18 protein-coding genes are annotated in these 19,736 nt (G+C 61.3%); 15 read left to right on the top strand and 3 right to left on the bottom strand.

Going from position 1 to position 19,736, the window contains the following annotated elements; translation table 11 throughout:
• Positions 1-3: 3 nt before the first annotated feature.
• Complete coding sequence (gatC, locus tag HX821_RS19005; RefSeq protein WP_003216077.1) at positions 4-291, bottom strand: Asp-tRNA(Asn)/Glu-tRNA(Gln) amidotransferase subunit GatC; 288 nt, start codon at positions 289-291, stop codon at positions 4-6.
• A gap of 210 nt (positions 292-501) precedes the next feature.
• On the opposite strand from gatC, the gene mreB reads away from it, so the two are divergent.
• The 8 genes from mreB (at position 502) to tldD (ending at position 11,700) form a co-directional block, all read left to right on the top strand.
• On the top strand, positions 502-1,539 hold the full coding sequence (gene mreB, locus HX821_RS19000; RefSeq protein ID WP_002555108.1) for a rod shape-determining protein MreB: 1,038 nt from the start codon (positions 502-504) through the stop codon (positions 1,537-1,539).
• 140 nt (positions 1,540-1,679) lie between these two features.
• Positions 1,680-2,789, top strand: a complete 1,110-nt coding sequence (gene mreC / locus HX821_RS18995) for a rod shape-determining protein MreC (protein ID WP_080673268.1) — start codon at positions 1,680-1,682, stop codon at positions 2,787-2,789.
• Positions 2,789-3,277, top strand: coding sequence for a rod shape-determining protein MreD (mreD, locus tag HX821_RS18990; RefSeq protein WP_003216081.1), 489 nt, complete (start codon positions 2,789-2,791; stop codon positions 3,275-3,277). Before mreC ends, mreD begins: the two co-directional genes overlap by 1 nt.
• Before the next feature lie 50 nt (positions 3,278-3,327).
• Complete coding sequence (locus tag HX821_RS18985; protein WP_087692871.1) at positions 3,328-3,924, top strand: nucleoside triphosphate pyrophosphatase; 597 nt, start codon at positions 3,328-3,330, stop codon at positions 3,922-3,924.
• Between the two features lie 70 nt (positions 3,925-3,994).
• A complete protein-coding gene (rng, locus tag HX821_RS18980; RefSeq protein ID WP_003216085.1) occupies positions 3,995-5,452 on the top strand; it encodes a ribonuclease G in 1,458 nt (485 codons plus the stop codon).
• A gap of 76 nt (positions 5,453-5,528) precedes the next feature.
• Positions 5,529-9,344: a YhdP family protein gene (locus tag HX821_RS18975; RefSeq protein WP_177036220.1), complete on the top strand. Its 3,816-nt coding sequence runs from the start codon at positions 5,529-5,531 to the stop codon at positions 9,342-9,344.
• 48 nt (positions 9,345-9,392) lie between these two features.
• A complete protein-coding gene (locus HX821_RS18970) occupies positions 9,393-10,241 on the top strand; it encodes a carbon-nitrogen hydrolase family protein (protein ID WP_008437218.1) in 849 nt (282 codons plus the stop codon).
• A 16-nt stretch (positions 10,242-10,257) separates the two neighbouring features.
• The gene (gene tldD, locus HX821_RS18965) at positions 10,258-11,700 is read left to right on the top strand and encodes a metalloprotease TldD (protein WP_003216090.1); all 1,443 of its coding nucleotides are present in this window, start codon (positions 10,258-10,260) and stop codon (positions 11,698-11,700) included.
• Positions 11,701-11,745: 45 nt separating this feature from the next.
• Here tldD and yjgA read toward each other — a convergent pair whose 3' ends face one another.
• Positions 11,746-12,267, bottom strand: a complete 522-nt coding sequence (yjgA, locus tag HX821_RS18960; RefSeq protein ID WP_003216092.1) for a ribosome biogenesis factor YjgA — start codon at positions 12,265-12,267, stop codon at positions 11,746-11,748.
• A gap of 108 nt (positions 12,268-12,375) precedes the next feature.
• Between yjgA and pmbA the strand changes: the two genes are divergently transcribed.
• From pmbA to HX821_RS18930, 6 genes are all read left to right on the top strand, one after another.
• Positions 12,376-13,722, top strand: a complete 1,347-nt coding sequence (pmbA, locus tag HX821_RS18955; RefSeq protein ID WP_003216094.1) for a metalloprotease PmbA — start codon at positions 12,376-12,378, stop codon at positions 13,720-13,722.
• Between the two features lie 149 nt (positions 13,723-13,871).
• A complete protein-coding gene (locus tag HX821_RS18950; RefSeq protein ID WP_102369905.1) occupies positions 13,872-14,267 on the top strand; it encodes a FagA protein in 396 nt (131 codons plus the stop codon).
• Positions 14,260-15,636 (top strand): aspartate ammonia-lyase, encoded by a 1,377-nt coding sequence (locus HX821_RS18945; protein ID WP_008434316.1) that lies wholly within the window; start codon positions 14,260-14,262, stop codon positions 15,634-15,636. The genes HX821_RS18950 and HX821_RS18945 overlap by 8 nt, the downstream gene beginning before the upstream one ends.
• 27 nt (positions 15,637-15,663) lie before the next feature.
• On the top strand, positions 15,664-16,107 hold the full coding sequence (locus HX821_RS18940; protein WP_003216099.1) for a hypothetical protein: 444 nt from the start codon (positions 15,664-15,666) through the stop codon (positions 16,105-16,107).
• 1 nt (position 16,108) lies between these two features.
• On the top strand, positions 16,109-16,720 hold the full coding sequence (locus HX821_RS18935; protein WP_008434313.1) for a superoxide dismutase: 612 nt from the start codon (positions 16,109-16,111) through the stop codon (positions 16,718-16,720).
• A 31-nt stretch (positions 16,721-16,751) separates the two neighbouring features.
• Complete coding sequence (locus HX821_RS18930) at positions 16,752-17,645, top strand: ZIP family metal transporter (RefSeq protein ID WP_134327315.1); 894 nt, start codon at positions 16,752-16,754, stop codon at positions 17,643-17,645.
• A 13-nt stretch (positions 17,646-17,658) separates the two neighbouring features.
• On the opposite strand, the gene HX821_RS18925 is transcribed toward HX821_RS18930, so the two are convergent.
• Positions 17,659-18,609, bottom strand: a complete 951-nt coding sequence (locus tag HX821_RS18925; protein WP_102369903.1) for a GlxA family transcriptional regulator — start codon at positions 18,607-18,609, stop codon at positions 17,659-17,661.
• Between the two features lie 114 nt (positions 18,610-18,723).
• Between HX821_RS18925 and HX821_RS18920 the strand changes: the two genes are divergently transcribed.
• Positions 18,724-19,725 (top strand): SLAC1 anion channel family protein, encoded by a 1,002-nt coding sequence (locus HX821_RS18920; protein WP_102369902.1) that lies wholly within the window; start codon positions 18,724-18,726, stop codon positions 19,723-19,725.
• The last annotated feature ends 11 nt before the right edge of the window (positions 19,726-19,736 follow it).

Genomic DNA, 19,736 nt, shown 5'->3' with positions numbered 1-19,736 from the left:
CCTTTAGTCGATGACTTTCGGAACCAGGTACAGGCCGTTTTCGACCGCTGGCGCGATGGACTGGTAAGCCTCGCGATTATTGCGCTCGGTCACGACGTCGGCGCGCAGGCGCTGGCTGGCTTCCAGCGGGTGAGCCAGGGGCTCGATGCCGTCGGTATTCACGGCTTGCATTTGGTCGACCAGCCCGAGAATGCTGTTCAGGGCTGCGGTGGTCTGTGGAAGATCGGCTTCATTGAGGCCCAGGCAGGCCAAATGAGCGATTTTTTCCACGTCGGAGCGTTCAAGCGCCATGGGATTCTCCAGTGGAAAACAGAACGGAAGCTATCCGTGTGTTAGATTGTAGGAACACTACCGCATTTCTACGGTCATATGGCCGCGATTGTGGGGGTTGGTGCACAGAAAGTCGGCCAATTTAGCACATTGGCGCCTTGCCCAAAATCCCTGTCGTTGTTAGAGTTTGCCGCACTTTTTTACCCACGCGTTGCCTAGGGTCCCTTTCCCATGTTCAAGAAACTGCGTGGCATGTTTTCCAGCGATCTTTCCATCGACCTGGGCACTGCCAACACCCTTATTTACGTGCGCGAGCGCGGTATCGTCCTGAATGAGCCATCGGTTGTGGCCATTCGGACCCATGGTAATCAGAAAAGTGTCGTTGCCGTTGGCACCGAGGCCAAGCGCATGTTGGGCCGAACACCGGGCAACATTGCTGCCATTCGTCCGATGAAGGATGGCGTGATTGCTGACTTCAGTGTCTGCGAAAAGATGCTGCAGTACTTCATCAACAAAGTTCACGAAAACAGTTTCCTGCAGCCCAGCCCTCGTGTGCTGATCTGCGTTCCGTGCAAGTCCACCCAGGTGGAACGTCGTGCCATCCGTGAATCGGCCCTTGGCGCCGGTGCCCGTGAAGTGTTCCTGATTGAAGAGCCAATGGCCGCTGCGATCGGTGCCGGCCTGCCGGTTGAAGAAGCCCGCGGTTCGATGGTGGTGGATATCGGTGGTGGTACCACTGAAATCGCCCTGATCTCCCTCAATGGTGTGGTGTATGCCGAATCCGTACGGGTTGGCGGCGACCGCTTCGACGAAGCGATCATCACCTACGTGCGTCGCAACTACGGCAGCCTGATCGGCGAATCCACCGCCGAGCGCATCAAGCAGGAAATCGGTACCGCTTACCCGGGCGGCGAAGTTCGCGAAGTCGATGTTCGCGGTCGCAACCTGGCCGAAGGCGTTCCACGTGCCTTCACCCTGAACTCCAATGAAGTGCTGGAAGCTCTGCAAGAGTCCCTGGCCACCATCGTTCAGGCGGTGAAGAGCGCCCTGGAGCAATCGCCTCCGGAACTGGCTTCCGATATCGCCGAGCGTGGCCTGGTACTGACCGGTGGTGGCGCCTTGCTGCGCGACCTCGACAAGTTGCTGGCCCAGGAAACCGGTTTGCCAGTGATCGTCGCTGAAGACCCGTTGACCTGCGTCGCCCGCGGCGGTGGCCGTGCACTGGAAATGATGGATAAACACACCATGGACCTGCTCTCCAGCGAATAAGAATTTGCTGGTTTGCCCATGTTTCGCTCACAGGCAGCACTTTGCAGTGCTGCCTGTTGGCGTTTATCTTCTTCAATCTGCATCCAGGCCGGTTTGATGCCGTATGAATAAAGAAAACATTTGCCTGGGAGGAGCGGCTTATTAAACCGCTTTTTTCCAAAGGCCCCTCATTGGGCGTGCGCCTGTTGGTGCTGGTCGTGCTATCGGTTGCGCTGATGGTGGTCGATGCCCGCTTCACACTGCTCAAGCCAGTGCGTAGCCAGATGTCGCTGGTCCTGATGCAGACGTACTGGATCACTGACCTGCCGCAGCGTCTCTATCAGGGGGTCGCCAGTCAATTTGGCAGCCGCACCGAACTGGTGGCGGAGAACGAAAAACTCAAGACCGAAAACCTGCTGCTGCAGGGGCGCATGCAAAAGCTCGCGGCCCTCACCGAGCAGAACGTTCGGCTGCGCGAGTTGCTCAATTCCTCTGCGCTGGTCAATGAGAAGGTCGAAGTGGCCGAGTTGATCGGTATGGATCCGAACCCCTTCACCCATCGCATCATCATCAACAAGGGTGAGCGCGACGGCGTAGTCCTTGGCCAACCGGTGCTCGATGCCCGTGGCTTGATGGGCCAGGTGGTGGAGTTGATGCCTTATACCTCTCGCGTGCTGTTGCTGACCGACACCACCCACAGCATTCCGGTGCAAGTCAACCGCAACGGCCTGCGGGCGATTGCCAGCGGTACCGGTAACCCGGAACGCCTGGAGTTGCGTCACGTCGCAGACACCGCCGACATCAAGGAAGGCGACCTGCTGGTCAGCTCCGGCCTGGGTCAGCGGTTCCCGGCAGGCTACCCGGTCGCGACGGTCAAGGAAGTGATCCACGATTCCGGCCAGCCGTTCGCCATTGTGCGCGCCGTGCCGACCGCCGCATTGAACCGCAGCCGTTACCTGTTGCTGGTGTTCAGTGACAACCGCACCCCGGAAGAGCGTGCCAACGAAGCCGCCCAGGCCCAGGAAGCGGAAGACAAGCAAAACGGCACCGCGCCGATCATTCCGGCCACCGTGCCAAAACCGGCGGCACCTGCTGCCCCGGCAGCCGCTCCGGCAACGCCAGCCGCGCCGGTTGCGACACCGGTCAAGCCTGTGGCCCATAGCGCGCGTCCGGCCAAGCCTGCGGCTGCAACACCTGCCGCTGCCAAACCGCCCGCCGCCGCCAAACCACCGGCTGCGGCCCCGGCAACCACTCGGCAGAGGGAAGAATAATGGCCGGTACTCATTCGCGTAACGGCTGGATCGTCTGGCTGACCTTTGCCATCGGCTTGCTGCTCAGCGTTTCGCCGCTGCCGCAATTCATGGAGATCCTGCGCCCGCTGTGGCTCGCCTTGCTGCTGGCGTTCTGGGCCCTGGCGCTGCCGCACAAGGTCGGGATGGTCACGGCCATGTGCCTGGGGCTGATGGAGGATGTGCTCTACGGCACCCTGCTCGGGCAGAACGCGTTGATCCTGACCCTGATTACCTTCCTGGTGCTGTCATTGCAGCAGCGCCTGCGGATGTTCCCGATGTGGCAACAGTGCCTGGTGATCCTGGTGATCTTCGGCCTGGCGCAGTTGGTACAGCTGTGGCTCAGCGCCTTGACCGGCAACCGCCAACCGACCCTGGCGCTGGTGTTGCCCGCGCTGGTCAGCGCGCTGTTGTGGCCCTGGGTCAGTTTTGGCCTGCGTGGATTGCGTCGTCGCTATAAAATCAATTGAATGGATCGCGAGGCTCTGCCTGGTTATCGAACCCTACAGGGAGAGTCTGCATGAATTCGCTTTATCTGGCCTCGGGCTCCCCGAGGCGGCGTGAGCTGCTGACACAGATCGGCGTGCCGTTCACCGTCGTCAGCGCCGCCATTGATGAAACTCCCCTTACAAATGAATCGCCCGCGTCCTACGTAGAACGCCTGGCGCGCGGCAAGGCTGCGGCCGGTCGAGCGACCTTGGCCGATGCCACCGGCGCCTGTGTGCTGGGCGCGGACACAGCCGTCATCCTCGACGGCCGGATCCTCGGTAAGCCCGTGGATCAAGCCGACGCCCTGGCCATGTTGCTGGCCCTTTCCGAGCGTGAACACGAAGTGTTGACGGCCATTGCGCTGATTGACGGCCAGCGTTGCGAAACGCGGCTGGTCAGCAGTCGTGTGCGCTTTCGCAGGATTTCAGCGGACGAAGCCACCACTTATTGGCACAGCGGCGAGCCCCAGGACAAAGCGGGCGGCTATGCTATCCAAGGCTTGGCGGCGGTGTTCGTCGCCGGACTCAATGGCAGCTACTCTGCCGTCGTTGGCCTGCCGGTCTGCGAAACCGCAGAACTGCTGGGCCAATTCGGCATACCCTGTTGGCAAAACCTTACCGTGCGCTAAACGCCGTATTCCAGCGCCAAGCCTTAAGCGATCGGTCACTATTGTGAAAACGCCTGAACGAGACCCAGCCATGAGTGAAGAGATTCTGATCAATATCACGCCGATGGAATCGCGCGTGGCGGTGGTAGAGAACGGTGTTCTGCAAGAAGTGCACGTCGAGCGCACCCAAAAGCGCGGGATCGTCGGCAATATTTATAAAGGCAAGGTCGTGCGTGTGTTACCGGGGATGCAAGCGGCGTTCGTCGACATCGGCCTGGACCGCGCTGCGTTTATCCATGCTTCGGAAATCTCCCTGCGCGAAGGCCCGGCGGTCGAAAGCATCAGCGCCCTGGTGCACGAAGGGCAGAGCCTGGTGGTGCAAGTCACCAAGGATCCGATTGGCTCAAAGGGCGCAAGGCTGACCACGCAACTGTCGATTCCTTCGCGCTACCTGGTGTACATGCCGCGCACGGCCCACGTCGGTATTTCCCTGAAAATCGAAGATGAAGCCGAGCGCGAGCGCCTGAAAAAGGTGGTCAGTGACTGCGTGGCGCTGGAAGGTATCAAGGAGGCCGGCGGCTTTATCCTGCGTACTGCCGCAGAAGGTGCCGGTGCCGATGAAATCCTCATGGACATCCGCTACCTGCGCCGCCTCTGGGACCAGATCGGAGCGCAGATCAAGACCATTGGCGCCCCCAGCGTGATCTACGAAGACCTCGGCCTGGCCCTGCGCACCTTGCGCGACCTGGTCAGCCCGAAGATCGAGAAAATTCGCATCGACTCGCGGGAAACCTTCCAGCGCACTACGCAATTTGTTGCCGAGCTGATGCCGGAAATCGCCGATCGCCTGGAGCATTACCCGGGCGAGCGGCCGATTTTCGACCTGTATGGCGTCGAAGACGAAATCCAGAAAGCCCTTGAGCGCAAAGTGCCGCTCAAGTCCGGCGGTTACCTGGTGGTGGACCCGGCGGAGGCCATGAGCACTATCGACGTGAATACCGGTGCCTTTGTGGGCCATCGCAATCTCGAAGAAACCATCTTCAAGACCAACCTCGAAGCGGCCACCGCGATCGCCCGCCAATTGCGCCTGCGCAACCTGGGCGGGATCATCATCATCGACTTCATCGACATGGAAGACGAAGAGCACCAGCGCCAGGTGCTGCGTACCCTGGAGAAGCAACTGGAGCGCGATCACGCCAAGACCAACATCATCGGCATCACCGAGCTGGGCCTGGTGCAGATGACCCGCAAGCGCACCCGCGAAAGCCTGGAGCAAGTGCTGTGCGAGCCGTGCAGCAGTTGCCAGGGGCGCGGAAAGTTGAAGACCCCGGAAACGGTTTGCTACGAGATTTTCCGGGAAATCTTACGGGAGGCACGCGCCTACCAGGCCGAGGGCTATAGAGTCCTGGCTAACCAGAAGGTGGTCGACCGTTTGCTGGATGAAGAATCCGGCAACGTAGCCGAGCTGGAGGGTTTTATCGGGCGCACCATTCGCTTCCAGGTCGAAACCATGTATTCCCAGGAACAATATGACGTGGTGCTGCTCTGATTCGCGTTAGTTCTTATCAACGAGACGGGCAGGCCTTGATCTGCCGTCCGACTATTGCCTTTGAGGGTCGCCTGACATGGAGCGTCTGATACGCTTTTTTGCCGCATTGACCCGCTGGGGCCTCGGCCTGTGCGCCTTGCTGCTGGTATTGGCGGCGGTGTACGTGAGCCTGGGCCGTGAATTGACGCCGTTGGTGGCGGAATACCGTGGCGAAATCGAGGCCAAGGCGCGTACTGCGCTGGATATGCCCGTGAACATCGGCAGCCTGGAAGGGCGCTGGAGTGGCTTCGCGCCGGTATTGTTGGCTCACGACGTGATGGTCGGCGAGGGCAGCAGCGCCCTGCGCCTGGACCAGGTGCAGGTGGTGCCGGATATCTGGGCCAGCCTGCTGGCGCGTGAAGTGCGCATTGCCCACCTGGAAGTCAGCGGCCTGCAAGTCAGCGTGAAGGAAGACCAGGACGGCCACTGGGCGCTGCAAGGCCTGCCGGTGCAGGATGACCAGCCGCTGGATCCCGAACAACTGCTGACGCGCCTGCAAATGGTCGGGCAGGTTTCATTGCTCGACAGCCAGGTTACGCTGCAGCCGTTCGACCAGGCACCGCTGACCTTGACCTATGTCGGCGTGAGCCTGCAGACCGGCGCCAACCGCCAGCGCCTGGACGCGCGCCTGACCCTGCCCGACGGCCAGCCCTTGGCGTTGAACCTGCGCACCCGAATCCGCGCCAGCCAGTGGAAAGACGGCGAAGCCGAGGCTTACCTGAGCTTGCCCCAGAGTGACTGGGCAAAATGGATCCCGGCAAAACTGACCCAGCAATGGAAACTTACCGAACTCAAGGCCGGCGGCGAATTCTGGCTGACCTGGGCCAAGGGCACCGTGCAAAGCGCCGCCGTGCGCCTCAACGCCCCGCAGCTCAAGGGCAGCTATGCCGATCGCAAGCCGACTCATATTGAGAACCTGGCCCTCACTGCGTACCTGCAACGCAGTGACAGCGGCCTCAAGGTGCTGTTTGACTCGCTCGCAATGAACCTCGGCGACACTCGCTGGGAATCGCGCCTGCAACTGCAACAAACCCTGGCCACCGACAAGGCCCAGGAAGTCTGGAACCTGCAGGCCGATCGCCTCGACCTGACGCCGATCACGCCATTGCTGCACGCCTTGGCACCCTTGCCGGAAGCCGTGGCCACCACCCTGGATCATCTGAAGGCCACTGGTACGCTGCGGAACGTGTTGCTGGATTATCGGCCTCAAGACACCACCGACCAGCGCGTGAGCTTCGCGGCCAACCTCGACCGTATTGGTTTCGACGCTTACTTCGGCGCGCCGGCAGCCCGCAATGTCAGCGGCAGCATCAGCGGTGACCTGGGCAAGGGTGAGCTGCGCATGGACAGCAAGGATTTCTCCTTGCACCTGTTTCCGATCTTCGCCAAGCCCTGGCAGTACATCCAGGCCAACGCCCGCCTGACGTGGAAGCTCGACAAGCAAGGCTTCACCCTGATCGCGCCGTATATCAAGGTGCTGGGCGAGGAGGGCAAGGTCGCCGCCGACTTCCTGATTCGCCTGCATTTCGACCATAGCCAGGAAGACTACATGGACCTGCGGGTCGGTATGGTCGACGGCGATGGCCGCTTCACCCCCAAATACCTGCCGGCGGTGTTGAGCCCGGCACTCGATGAGTGGCTGCGCACTGCGATTCTCAAGGGTGCAGTGGACGAGGGCTTCTTCCAGTACCAAGGCTCGCTGAACCACGACGCACTGCCTGCCTCGCGCAATATCAGCCTGTTCTTCAAGGTGCATGATGCCGAGCTGGCATTCCAGCCGGGCTGGCCGCACGTGAGCAAGGTCAAGGGTGAAGTGTTTGTCGAGGAAAGCGGCGTGCGCATCCTGGCCAGCAAGGGCCAGCTGCTCGACACCAAGGTCAATGATATCTACGTCAACATTCCCCACGCCCCCGAAGGCAAGGACAGCCACCTGCTGCTCACCGGCAACTTTGCCGGTGGCCTGGGCGATGGCCTGAAAATCCTTCAGGAAGCGCCGATCGGCACCGCCTCGACCTTCGCCGGCTGGAAAGGCGAGGGCGACCTGCAAGGCAAGCTGGACCTGGATATTCCCTTGGCCAAGGGCGCCGATCCCAAGATCGTGGTGGATTTCAAGACCGACAAGTCCCGCCTGCAACTGGCCGAGCCTACGCTGGACCTGAGCCAGCTCAAGGGTGATTTCCGCTTCGACAGCGCCAAGGGTCTGAGTGGCCAGAACATCAGCGCCCAGGCCTTCGACCGACCGATCACCGCGCAGATTTTCGCCGATGGCAAGCCAGGCGACCTCAACACCCGCGTCACCGCGAAAGGGCAGGTGACCGTCAAGCGGCTGACTGACTGGCTGAAGGTCAGCCAGCCGTTGCCGGTGTCCGGCGATATCCCCTACCAATTGCAGCTCAACCTCGATGGCGCCGACAGCCAGTTGATGGTCAGCTCCAACCTCAAGGGCGTGGCCGTGGACCTGCCGGCGCCGTTCGGCATGCCGGCGAGTCAGGGCCGCGACAGTGTGTTCCGCATGACCTTGCAGGGTAAGGAGCGCCGTTACTGGTTCGATTATGGCGAGTTGGGCAGCTTCACCTTCGCCGCCCCGGCGGACAATTTCGCCGACGGCCGGGGTGAGCTGTTCCTGGGAGATGGCGATGCGGTGTTGCCGGCCGGCAAGGGCTTGCGAATCCGCGGCGTGTTGTCGGAGCTGGATATCGACCCCTGGAAAAAGCTCGTGGACCGCTACGCCGGCAACGACCCGGGTGGCAGTGCCAAGCAGTTGTTGAGCGGGGCCGATTTCAAGGTCGGCAAGCTGACCGGTTTCGGCACCCAGTTCGACCAGGTCAGCTTGCAGCTGGACCGCAAACCCGCTGCCTGGGGCTTGCAGTTCGACAGCCAGCAGGCCAAGGGTACCGTGGGGTTGCCGGACGCCAAGGGCGCGCCGATTGCAGTCAACCTGCAGTACGTGAAGCTGCCTGCGGTGGATCCGACCGTGCAGGCGGATGAAAATGCGCCGGACCCATTGGCTGATGTTGATCCCAAGGATATTCCCGCGCTGGATATCTCGATTGCCCAGTTGTTCCAGGGCCCGGACCTGGTAGGTGCCTGGTCTCTGAAAGTTCGCCCGACCACCAGGGGCATGGCGTTCAACAGCCTGAACCTGGGGCTCAAGGGCATGCTGCTCCAGGGCGCCGGCGGTTGGGAAGGTGCACCCGGTGCCAGCAGCAGTTGGTACAAGGGCCGCCTCGATGGCAAGAACATTGGCGACGTGCTCAAGGGCTGGGGATTTGCGCCGAGCGTGACCAGCGAAGATTTTCACGTGGACGTGGACGGCCGCTGGCCGGGTTCGCCGGCCTGGGTAGGTCCCAAGCGTTTCTCCGGCAGCCTGGACGCCAGTTTCCGCAAAGGCCAGTTTGTTGAAGTGGACGGCGGTGCGCAGGCCCTGCGGGTGTTTGGCTTGCTGAACTTCAACTCCATCGGTCGCCGGCTGCGCCTGGACTTCTCGGACTTGCTTGGCAAGGGCTTGAGTTATGACCGGGTCAAGGGCTTGCTGGCCGCCAGTAACGGCGTGTTTGTAACCCGTGAGCCGATCACCATGACCGGCCCGTCGAGTAACCTGGAGATCAACGGCACCCTGGACCTGGTGGCAGACCGCGTCGATGCCAAGTTGCTGGTGACGCTGCCGGTCACCAACAACCTGCCGATTGCTGCTTTGATCGTCGGCGCCCCGGCCATTGGCGGGGCGCTGTTCCTGATCGACAAGCTGATTGGCGACCGTGTTTCGCGTTTCGCCAGCGTGCAGTACAAGGTAGAAGGCCCGTGGAAGGACCCGAAAATCACCTTCGACAAGCCATTTGAAAAGCCAAACTGAGTACCTGTGGAGTAGCATGGCCGCATGCCTTTTCTGGAGTGTGGGCCCATGTCCTTTGCGGTAATTCAAATGGTCAGCCAAAGCGATGTGCTGGCCAACCTGGCCCAGGCCCGGCGCCTGCTGGAGCAAGCGGCGGCGGGCGGTGCAAGGCTTGCGGTACTCCCGGAAAACTTCGCCGCCATGGGCCGTCGCGATGTGGCCGATATCGGTCGCGCCGAGGCCTTGGGCGAAGGTCCGATCCTGCCATGGTTGAAACAGACCGCCCGCGACCTCACCTTATGGATAGTGGCCGGCACTTTGCCGCTGCCCCCAAAGGATCAGCCGAACGCCAAGTCCAATGCCTGCTCGCTGCTGATCGATGATCAGGGCGAAATCGTTGCCCGCTACGACAAGCTGCACCTGTTCGATGTCGATGTGGCCGATGCCCGGGGTCGTTATCGTGAATCCGATGACTATGCTCATGGTAGCCAGGTGGTCGTCGCGGATACGCCGGTCGGCCGCCTGGGGCTGACGGTGTGTTACGACTTGCGCTTCCCGGAGCTATACAGCGAATTGCGCGCTGCGGGTGCCGAGTTGATCACCGCGCCCTCGGCCTTTACAGCGGTAACCGGCGCCGCGCACTGGGATGTGCTGATCCGTGCGCGTGCCATCGAGACCCAGTGCTACCTGCTGGCGGCCGCCCAGGGTGGCGTGCATCCGGGGCCCAGGGAAACCTTCGGGCATGCAGCGATCATCGACCCATGGGGGCGCGTGCTGGCACAACAGGATCAAGGCGAGGCGGTGTTGTTGGCCGAACGCGATAGCAGCGAACAGGCGTCGATACGGACGCGTATGCCGGTGGCGGGCCACCGGCGCTTTTTCTCGCAGGGCGCACAGCGACCTGCTTCAGAACGATGAATTTAAGGCCAAACCTATGAGCGAGTTGTTGTCCTCAGTCAGTGAACACCTCCTGGCGCCTGGTGGCGTGACCATCGAAAGCTTACAAACGGTCCTCGGCGATCTGGCCGGGCCAGGCATCGACGCGGCCGACCTGTATTTCCAGGGGCAGATTTCCGAGTCCTGGGCCCTGGAAGACGGGATCGTCAAGGAAGGCAGCTTCAACCTCGACCAAGGCGTGGGTGTGCGTGCGCAGTCCGGTGAAAAAACCGGCTTTGCCTACAGCAACGCCATCACCCTGGAAGCCCTGGGGCTGGCGGCTCGCGCAGCGCGTTCGATCTCCCGTGCCGGGCAAAACGGCACGGTGCAGGCGTTCAGCACCCAGGACGTGGCCCAGCTGTATGCCCCGGATAACCCATTGGAAGTGATCAGCCGCGCCGAAAAGGTCGAGCTGCTCAAGCGTGTGGACGCGGCGACCCGCGCCCTGGATCCGCGTATCCAGCAAGTCACCGTAAGCATGGCCGGGGTGTGGGAACGCATCCTCGTGGCCTCCACCGATGGCGGCCTGGCGGCGGATGTGCGGCCGCTGGTGCGCTTCAATGTCAGCGTGATCGTCGAACAGAATGGCCGTCGCGAGCGCGGTGGCCATGGCGGCGGTGGGCGTACCGACTACCGTTATTTCCTCACCGAAGACCGCGCCATGGGGTATGCCCGTGAAGCGTTGCGCCAGGCCCTGGTCAATCTGGAAGCAATTCCGGCCCCGGCAGGTACGTTGCCGGTGGTATTGGGCTCTGGCTGGTCCGGCGTGCTGCTGCATGAAGCGGTGGGCCACGGCCTGGAAGGTGATTTCAACCGCAAGGGCAGTTCCGCCTACAGCGGGCGCATGGGCGAGATGGTTGCGTCCAGGCTCTGCACCATCGTCGATGACGGTACCCTGGCCGGGCGTCGCGGTTCGTTGAGCGTCGATGACGAAGGCACCCCGACCGAGTGCACCACGCTGATCGAAAACGGTGTGCTCAAGGGCTACATGCAAGACAAGCTCAACGCGCGCCTGATGGGCGTGGCCCGCACCGGTAACGGTCGTCGCGAGTCCTACGCGCACCTGCCGATGCCGCGCATGACCAACACCTACATGCTCGGCGGCGAAAGCGATCCGGCCGAAATCATCGCCTCGGTGAAACGCGGCATCTACTGCGCCAACCTCGGTGGTGGGCAGGTGGACATCACCAGCGGCAAGTTCGTGTTCTCCACCAGCGAGGCGTATTTGATCGAAGACGGCAAGATCACCGCGCCGGTCAAGGGTGCAACGTTGATTGGCAACGGCCCGGAAGCCATGAGCAAGGTGTCGATGGTCGGTAACGACCTGTCGCTGGACAGCGGTGTGGGGACGTGCGGCAAGGATGGTCAGTCGGTGCCGGTGGGTGTCGGCCAGCCAACCTTGAAAATCGATGCGATCACCGTGGGAGGCACGGGGTCGTAAGAACGGGAGCTTCGGGTGGCGAAGGCCGCCACCCGGGGAAGAGGGTCAGCGCAGGCCGCGTTGACTATCGTCCAGCTCACGGATGTATTTGAAGATTTTTCGGCTGGAGGCCGGTGGCTTGCTTTGCGCCAGTTCGTGCTGGGCCTGACGGATCAGGGAGCGCAATTGTTGGCGATCGGCATCCGGGTACTCGATGACGAACTTCTCCAGTACCGCGTCATCGCCAGCGATCAGGCGATCACGCCAGCGTTCCAGGTTATGGAAGCGCTCGTTGTACTGGCGAGTGGAGGCATCGAGTTGATCGAGCAACGTCAGAATGGCGTCAGTGTCCTGGTCGCGCATCAGTTTGCCGATGAACATGAGGTGCCGTTTACGCGCGATATTCGCGGTGTGCTTGGGCGCATCGTTCAGAGCCCGGCGCAGGGCGTCGGTCAATGGCAGTTTTGCACACAAGTCAGGCTTGAGTGTTGTAAGGCGCTCGCCGAGGTCAACCAGAGCATGCAGCTCGCGTTTGACCTGAGATTTGCTTTTCTCCCCATCGAGGGAGTCGTCGTAAGAATCAACCATGGTGGCAGTCCGCAAAGAAACGCCGCCATGATAACCAGTCGGGGGCCGCTTGTCCGGCCCGGTCGCTAGAAGGCCTTAACCGAAAGCAGAATTTGAGTGGAGAAAACCATGAGTGCAGCCCAAAGCGTCGGTCCGCAAGCGTTACCGGCACTGCAGGAACAAGTCGAGCAGATCATTGCCGAGGCCAAGCGCCAGGGGGCCAGTGCCTGTGAAGTGGCGGTGTCCCTGGAGCAGGGGTTGTCGACATCGGTGCGCCAGCGGGAAGTGGAAACCGTCGAATTCAACCGCGACCAGGGGTTTGGCATCACCTTGTACGTGGGCCAGCGCAAGGGCTCGGCCAGCACTTCTGCCAGCGGCCCGGAAGCGATTCGCGAAACCGTTGCTGCAGCGCTGGCGATTGCCAAGCACACCTCCGAAGATGAAAGCTCCGGCCTGGCTGATGCAGCCCTGATGGCTCGGGACTTGAAGGATTTTGACCTGTTCCATGCCTGGGACATCACCCCGGAACAGGCTATTGAACAGGCACTGACCTGTGAAGCGGCGGCATTCGATGCCGACAGCCGGATCAAGAACGCCGATGGCACCACCTTGAGTACTCATCAGGGTTGCCGCGTATACGGCAACAGCCACGGTTTTATCGGCGGTTATGCCTCGACGCGTCACAGCCTGAGCTGCGTGATGATCGCCGAAGCCAACGGCCAGATGCAGCGTGATTACTGGTACGACGTGAACCGCCAGGGCGAATTGCTGATGGACCCGGTACTCATCGGCCAGCGTGCCGCGCAGCGTGCTGCCAGCCGCCTGGGCGCGCGCCCGGTGCCTACCTGTGAAGTGCCGGTGTTGTTCTCGGCGGAACTGGCCGGTGGTTTGTTCGGCAGTTTCCTTGGGGCGATTTCCGGCGGCAACCTGTACCGCAAGTCGTCGTTCCTGGAAGGCGCGATTGGCCAGAAGCTGTTCCCGGAATGGCTGACCATCGATGAGCGCCCGCACCTGATGCGCGCCATGGGCAGTTCGTCGTTTGACGGTGATGGCCTGGCCACCTATGCCAAGCCGTTCGTCGAGAACGGTGAGCTGGTGTCCTATGTGCTGGGCACCTACGCCGGTCGCAAACTCGGCCTGCCAAGCACCGCCAACTCCGGTGGCGTACACAACCTGTTCATCACCCATGGCGATGAAGACCAGGCGGCGCTGTTGCGGCGCATGGGCCGTGGCTTGCTGGTCACCGAGTTGATGGGCCATGGCCTGAATATGGTCACGGGTGATTACTCCCGTGGTGCGGCGGGTTTCTGGGTGGAAAACGGCGAAATCCAGTTCGCCGTGCAGGAAGTGACCATCGCGGGCAACATGCGTGACATGTTCAAGCAGATTGTCGCGGTGGGTAATGACCTGGAACTGCGCAGCAACATCCGCACCGGTTCGGTGTTGATCGAAAAGATGACCGTCGCCGGCAGCTAACCCGCCGACAGGCGCCATAAAGAAGGCGCGCCACCCATTGGGTGGCGCGCCTTTTTTTGTGCCTGGAATTCCGAGTGATTTCCTCAGGCTCTTGTTTTGATTCTCAATATCATTTAATAATAAATATCATTACCGAATGAGTGTGGATCATGAGTTCTGTCCTGCATGAGGATCCCTACCTGGAAAGCTGGCGTTGGATGAGTCGTCAGATTCGTTGCGGCCTTGCTCCCGACGAGCCCCGCCTGATCGAACATTATCTGGCCGAAGGCCGGTACCTCGCCTGTTGCACTGCGACCCACCCGTGGACCATCGGCGAAACCTCATTCCGCCTGCTGCTGGACACCGCCTCCGACATCGCCTTGCCCTGGCACTGGCGGTCCATGTGCCTGGACCAGGCCTGGCGCCCGTTGCGCGACCTGGAAAAACTTTCCCACTGTGCCTGCCGCCTCAAGCGCTGGCAGACCTTTGCCTGGCAATTGGCGACCTGCGAATTGCTGCCTTCCATTTCTGTTTCTGACCTGGTGCAAGGATCTTCCGATGAGTAACACCCGTATCGAACGCGACAGCATGGGCGAACTGCAAGTGCCCGCCGAGGCTCTGTATGGCGCACAAACCCAGCGTGCGGTGAACAACTTTCCCATCAGCCACCAGCGCATGCCGGCGCAGTTCATTCGTGCGTTGATCCTGGCCAAGGCTGCCGCCGCTAAAGCCAACGTCGAGCTGAAACAACTGAGCGAAGCCCAGGGCAAGGCCATCGTTGATGCCGCCCAAGGCTTGCTGGAAGGCGATTTCATGCAGCATTTCCCGGTGGATATCTTCCAGACCGGTTCCGGCACCAGCTCCAACATGAACGCCAACGAAGTGATTGCGACCCTCGCCAGCCGCTTGCTGGGCGAGCCGGTCAACCCTAACGATCACGTCAACTGCGGCCAGAGCAGCAATGACATCATCCCCACCACCATTCACGTCAGCGCGGCACTGGTGCTGCACGAACAGACCCTGCCGGCGCTGCTGCACCTGGTCCAGGTGATCGAGCACAAGGCCGAGGAGGTGCACCGTTTCGTCAAGACCGGTCGGACGCATCTGATGGACGCCATGCCGGTGCGCATGAGCCAGGTGCTCAATGGCTGGGCGCAGCAGCTCAAGGCCAATATCGGTCATCTGCAAGACCTGCTGCCGAGTTTGCAGGCGCTGGCCCAGGGTGGCACTGCAGTCGGCACCGGGATCAATGCGCATCCGGAGTTTGCAGCGCGCTTCAGCCAGCAACTGAGCAGCCTGACCCACGTCCAGTTCACCCCAGGCAAGAACCTGTTCGCGCTGATCGGCTCCCAGGACACGGCCGTCGCGGTCTCCGGGCAGCTCAAGACCACCGCCGTGTCCCTGATGAAAATCGCCAACGACCTGCGCTGGATGAACTCCGGCCCATTGGCGGGCCTTGGTGAAATCGAGCTGGAAGGCCTGCAGCCGGGCTCTTCGATCATGCCCGGCAAGGTCAACCCGGTGATCCCGGAAGCCACCGCCATGGTTGCCGCACAAGTCATCGGCAACGACACGGTGATTACCATCGCCGGCCAGTCCGGCAACTTCGAACTCAACGTGATGCTGCCGATCATTGCCCAGAACCTGCTCGGCAGCCTGGAGTTGCTGGCCAACTCCAGCCGACTGCTGGCCGACAAGGCCATCGCCAGCTTCAAGGTCAACGAAGCCAAGCTCAAGGAAGCGCTGTCGCGCAATCCGATCCTGGTGACCGCACTCAACCCGATCATCGGTTACCAAAAGGCCGCCGAAATCGCCAAGAAGGCCTATCAACAAGGCCGTCCGGTGATTGATGTGGCGCTCGAACATACCGACTTGCCCCGCAGCCAACTGGAAATCCTGCTGGATCCGGAAAAGCTCACGGCCGGCGGCGTGTAATCACCGACCCTGCTTTGGAGGCTCACCATGGAGCACTGGAAACGCACGATCGAACGGGCCAATCGCTGCTTTATGGCGGGCGAGCTGGTAGATGCCCGCGAGGCCTACCTGCAAGCCCTGGCCCTGGCTCAAGTGTTGTTTGAGCGCTGGGCGGATGCCGACGAAGCGGTGGCGGCTTGCGTCATTTCCCATCACAACCTGGCCGACCTGCACTTGCGCCTGAACCAGCCGGAAGAAAGCGCGGAATACCTCTGCGCCATTCACCAGCGCCTGTTGCAGACCATGCAAGACACCCGTCTTAACCCGCTATTGCGGGAAGCGGCCCTGCGTCAGAGCAGCAAGACCTACGTCGAACTGCTGAATTTCATCAGCGATCACGGTGAGTACCCACGTACCCACCGCCTGCTGGGCAGCAACGTGGCGCCATCGGATGCGTCGACCCGCAACAGCCCTTTTTATGGAGCTCATTGATATGTCCTACACCTTGCCGGCCTTGCCTTACGCCTACGATGCCCTTGAACCGCATATCGACGCACAAACCATGGAGATCCATTACACCAAGCACCACCAGACCTACATCAACAACCTCAACGCAGCCGTCGAAGGCACCGAGTTTGCCGCTTGGCCGGTGGAGAAACTGGTGTCCAGCGTCCAGCAACTGCCGGAAAAACTCCGGGCGGCGGTGATCAACCAGGGCGGCGGCCACGCCAACCACTCGTTGTTCTGGGCTGTCATGTCGCCCAAGGGCGGCGGCAAGCCAGACGGCGCGCTGGGTGACGCCATCGACGAGCAGTTGGGCGGTTTCGACGCCTTCAAAGAGGCCTTCACCAAAGCTGCCTTGACCCGTTTCGGCAGCGGCTGGGCGTGGTTGAGCGTGACGCCGCAAAAGACCCTGGTGGTGGAAAGCAGCGGCAACCAGGACAGCCCGTTGATGAACGGCAATACGCCAATCCTCGGCCTGGACGTCTGGGAACACGCTTATTACCTGCTGTACCAGAACCGTCGTCCGGAATACATCAATGCGTTCTACAGCGTCATCAACTGGCCGGAAGTTGCCGGCCGCTACCAGGCTGCGCTGGGCTGAAACTCCTCTATAACAAGATCTAAGGCCGACTATGGGCACTGAAACACTGGCGATCAGCAGCGTGCGAATGTTTCGTTATGCGTTTGGCTCGCTGCTGCTATTGGCAGGAACTGCATTGCTGGTGGCCCAAGGGCTGGCCTGGCTTGACCTGGAACCGCGCATCCTGCGTGCCTTGCAGGGCGGGGCCATCTGCGCGCTCGGCACCGCCCTGGGTGCCGTGCCGGTACTGGTGATCCGCCGGATGCCATTGGCGGTGAGCGACACGCTGCTCGGCTTCGGTGCCGGGGTGATGTTGGCCGCTACGGCGTTTTCGCTGATCGTGCCGGGTATTGCGGCTGCCCAAAGCCTGGGGCTGACGCCATGGGCTGCCAGTGGATTGATCAGTTTCGGCATCATGCTGGGCGCGTTCGGGCTGTATCTGGTGGATCGCAAGGTCTCCGGCGCGAGCCCGGAAATGCTGGTGGGCAGTCCGGATCATCCGGTGATACCGCCGCGTATCTGGCTGTTTGTGTTCGCCATCATTGCCCACAACATTCCCGAAGGCATGGCCGTGGGTGTCTCGGCAGGCGGCGGCATGCCGGATGCCGACAGCCTCGCCATGGGTATTGCCTTGCAGGATGTGCCGGAGGGACTGGTGATTGCGTTGGTGCTGGCCGGGGCAGGGATGTCGCGGGTCAAGGCGTTCCTGATCGGCGCGGCGTCAGGGCTGGTGGAGCCGGTGTTTGCGGTGCTGTGTGCCTGGCTGGTGAGCCTGGCTCAGGTGCTGTTGCCGCTGGGGCTGGCGCTGGCGGCCGGGGCCATGCTGCTGGTGGTGACTCACGAAGTCATTCCCGAGTCGCGGCGCAATGGCCATGACAAGCTCGCCAGCCTGGGGCTGTGTATCGGGTTTTGCTTGATGATGGTGATGGATACGGCGTTGGGCTGAGGCTGTCGCGCTTCTACAAGAAGCGCTTGCGGTAGTCGCTGGGGGTAACGCCCAGGCGGCGAACGAAGGCGCGCCGGAACCCATCAACATTGGCATAGCCGACCTGATCGGCCAGGCGTTTGAGCGAGACATTCGAGCCTTCGATCAGCCGCCGTGCCTGGTCGATACGTGCCAGCTCCACGAACTCGGCAGGGGTGAATCCACCCTCGGCCTTGAATACCCGGGCAAAGTTGCGTTCGCTCATGTCAGCGCGTTGGGCCAGCAATGCCACGCTCAGGTCTGCGGCCAGGTTGTCGACGATATAGGTCTGTATCTGGCGAATGTTCGTGCGCTCTGCGGTCTGTGCCGCCAGTTGGGCGCTGAACTGTGACTGGCCGCCCGGCCGTTTGAAGTACATCACCATCTCCCTGGCCACACTGAGCGCCAAATCCCGGCCGTGGTCCTCCTCGACTAACGCGAGCGCCAGATCCATACCGGCCGTCACACCGGCGGAGGTGTACAGGTTACCGTCGCGGATAAAAATGCTGTCCGGTTCGACCACGGCATCGGGGTATTGCCTGGCCAGCAATGCACTGGAATTCCAGTGCGTGGTGACGCGTCGCCCGACCAGCAAGCCAGCAGCCCCCAGCACAAAAGCGCCACTGCAAACCGAGCCTATCCGCCGCACGCGCGTGGCCTGGTAGCACACCCAGTCCCGCAGGTGGGCGTCGTGTGCCACGTCATTCACGCTGGGGCTTCCAGCGATCAGCAGCGTATCGATAGCCCCCTTGAACGTCTCGATGGAGTCATCCGTGGCCAGGCGAAGCCCATTGGTTCCCTTGATCTGCCCGGCGACGGTACCGATGACCGAGATCCTGTATGCACGGGAATTACCCAATTGCCTGGCCGCTTCAGCGAACACATCGGCAGGGCCCACGACATCCAGCATTTGCACACGGGGAAACGCCAGGAGGGCAATTCGCATGGTGTCGGTCTCCGTAGTGGAAATGGCTGAAATCGTCGTTAAGCGACACTATAGGACAGAGGGGAGGTAGGCGACACTGTCCGTTACGTGCTTTATCGTCAACCGGAGACCCGCATGAGCATCTGTAACGCGCCACTTCCCCCCTTCGCTGTTGAATCGAGCGAGCGGTCGGGGTCCATCAAGAATCTTCCCATCAATTTGTTTGGCGCCGTGATGGGGTTGGCCGGCCTGAGCCTGGCCTGGCAGTCCGCCAGTGAATATGTGGCTTACGCGCAAATGATCGGAGCGGTCATTGGTGGGTTTGCCATTCTGGTGTTTATCGCACTGGTGGCGGGGTATCTCACCAAATGGGTTAAATACCCTGCGGCGGTCAAAGCCGAGTTCAATCACCCGATATCAGGAAATTTCTTTGGCACGGTGACGATCGCGTTGCTGCTGCTGTCGGCAGTCGTAGGTTCAGCTAGCACCCTGATCAGCCAGGGGCTTTGGATGTTGGGTAGCCTGCTGACCATGATCCTGGCGGCAATTGTGCTCTCGCGACTGTTGTCCGGTAATCAGGAGTCGCAATATGCGGTGCCTGCCTGGCTGATCCCGGGGGTGGCGGCGCTCGACATCGCGGTGACAGGTGCCCACATGCCCATGGCGTGGGCATACGAGTTCAATCTGTTCGCGATGGCGGTAGGGAGTGTGATTGCGCTGGTGTTCTTCACGCGAATTTTTTCACGTCTGGTTCACGAGCCGGTGATGGCCAAAGGTATGACACCTTCGCTGATGATACTTATCGCCCCCTTTGAAGTCGGCTTTCTGGCTTACACCAACTTCTTTGGCAGCGTCGACTACTTTGCCAGCGTGCTCTTCTACTTTGGCCTGTTCCTGTTTGGGGTGCTGGCATTCAAAGTATTCCGTCAGGCCGCGCCTTTTTCTCCTGCCTGGTGGGCAATCAGCTTTCCGATTGCGGCATTGAGCAACGCTGCGTTGAAATATGCCGATGCCAAAGGAGGCGTGATCCTGGAAGCGATTGCCTATCTGATCCTGGCTTTCCTGACGATCGCCCTGGCCGTACTGACGGTCAAGACGTTGAAGATTCTGTTCAACGGCAAACTGCTGTCCAACTGACGCAGGGGAGG

Origin of the sequence: Pseudomonas sp. B6001 (assembly GCF_013386015.1) — a bacterium.
Taxonomy (GTDB): Bacteria; Pseudomonadota; Gammaproteobacteria; order Pseudomonadales; family Pseudomonadaceae; genus Aquipseudomonas.
Note: the sequence above shows the minus strand (reverse complement) of the source record. Positions and strands in the feature narration are given on the sequence as shown.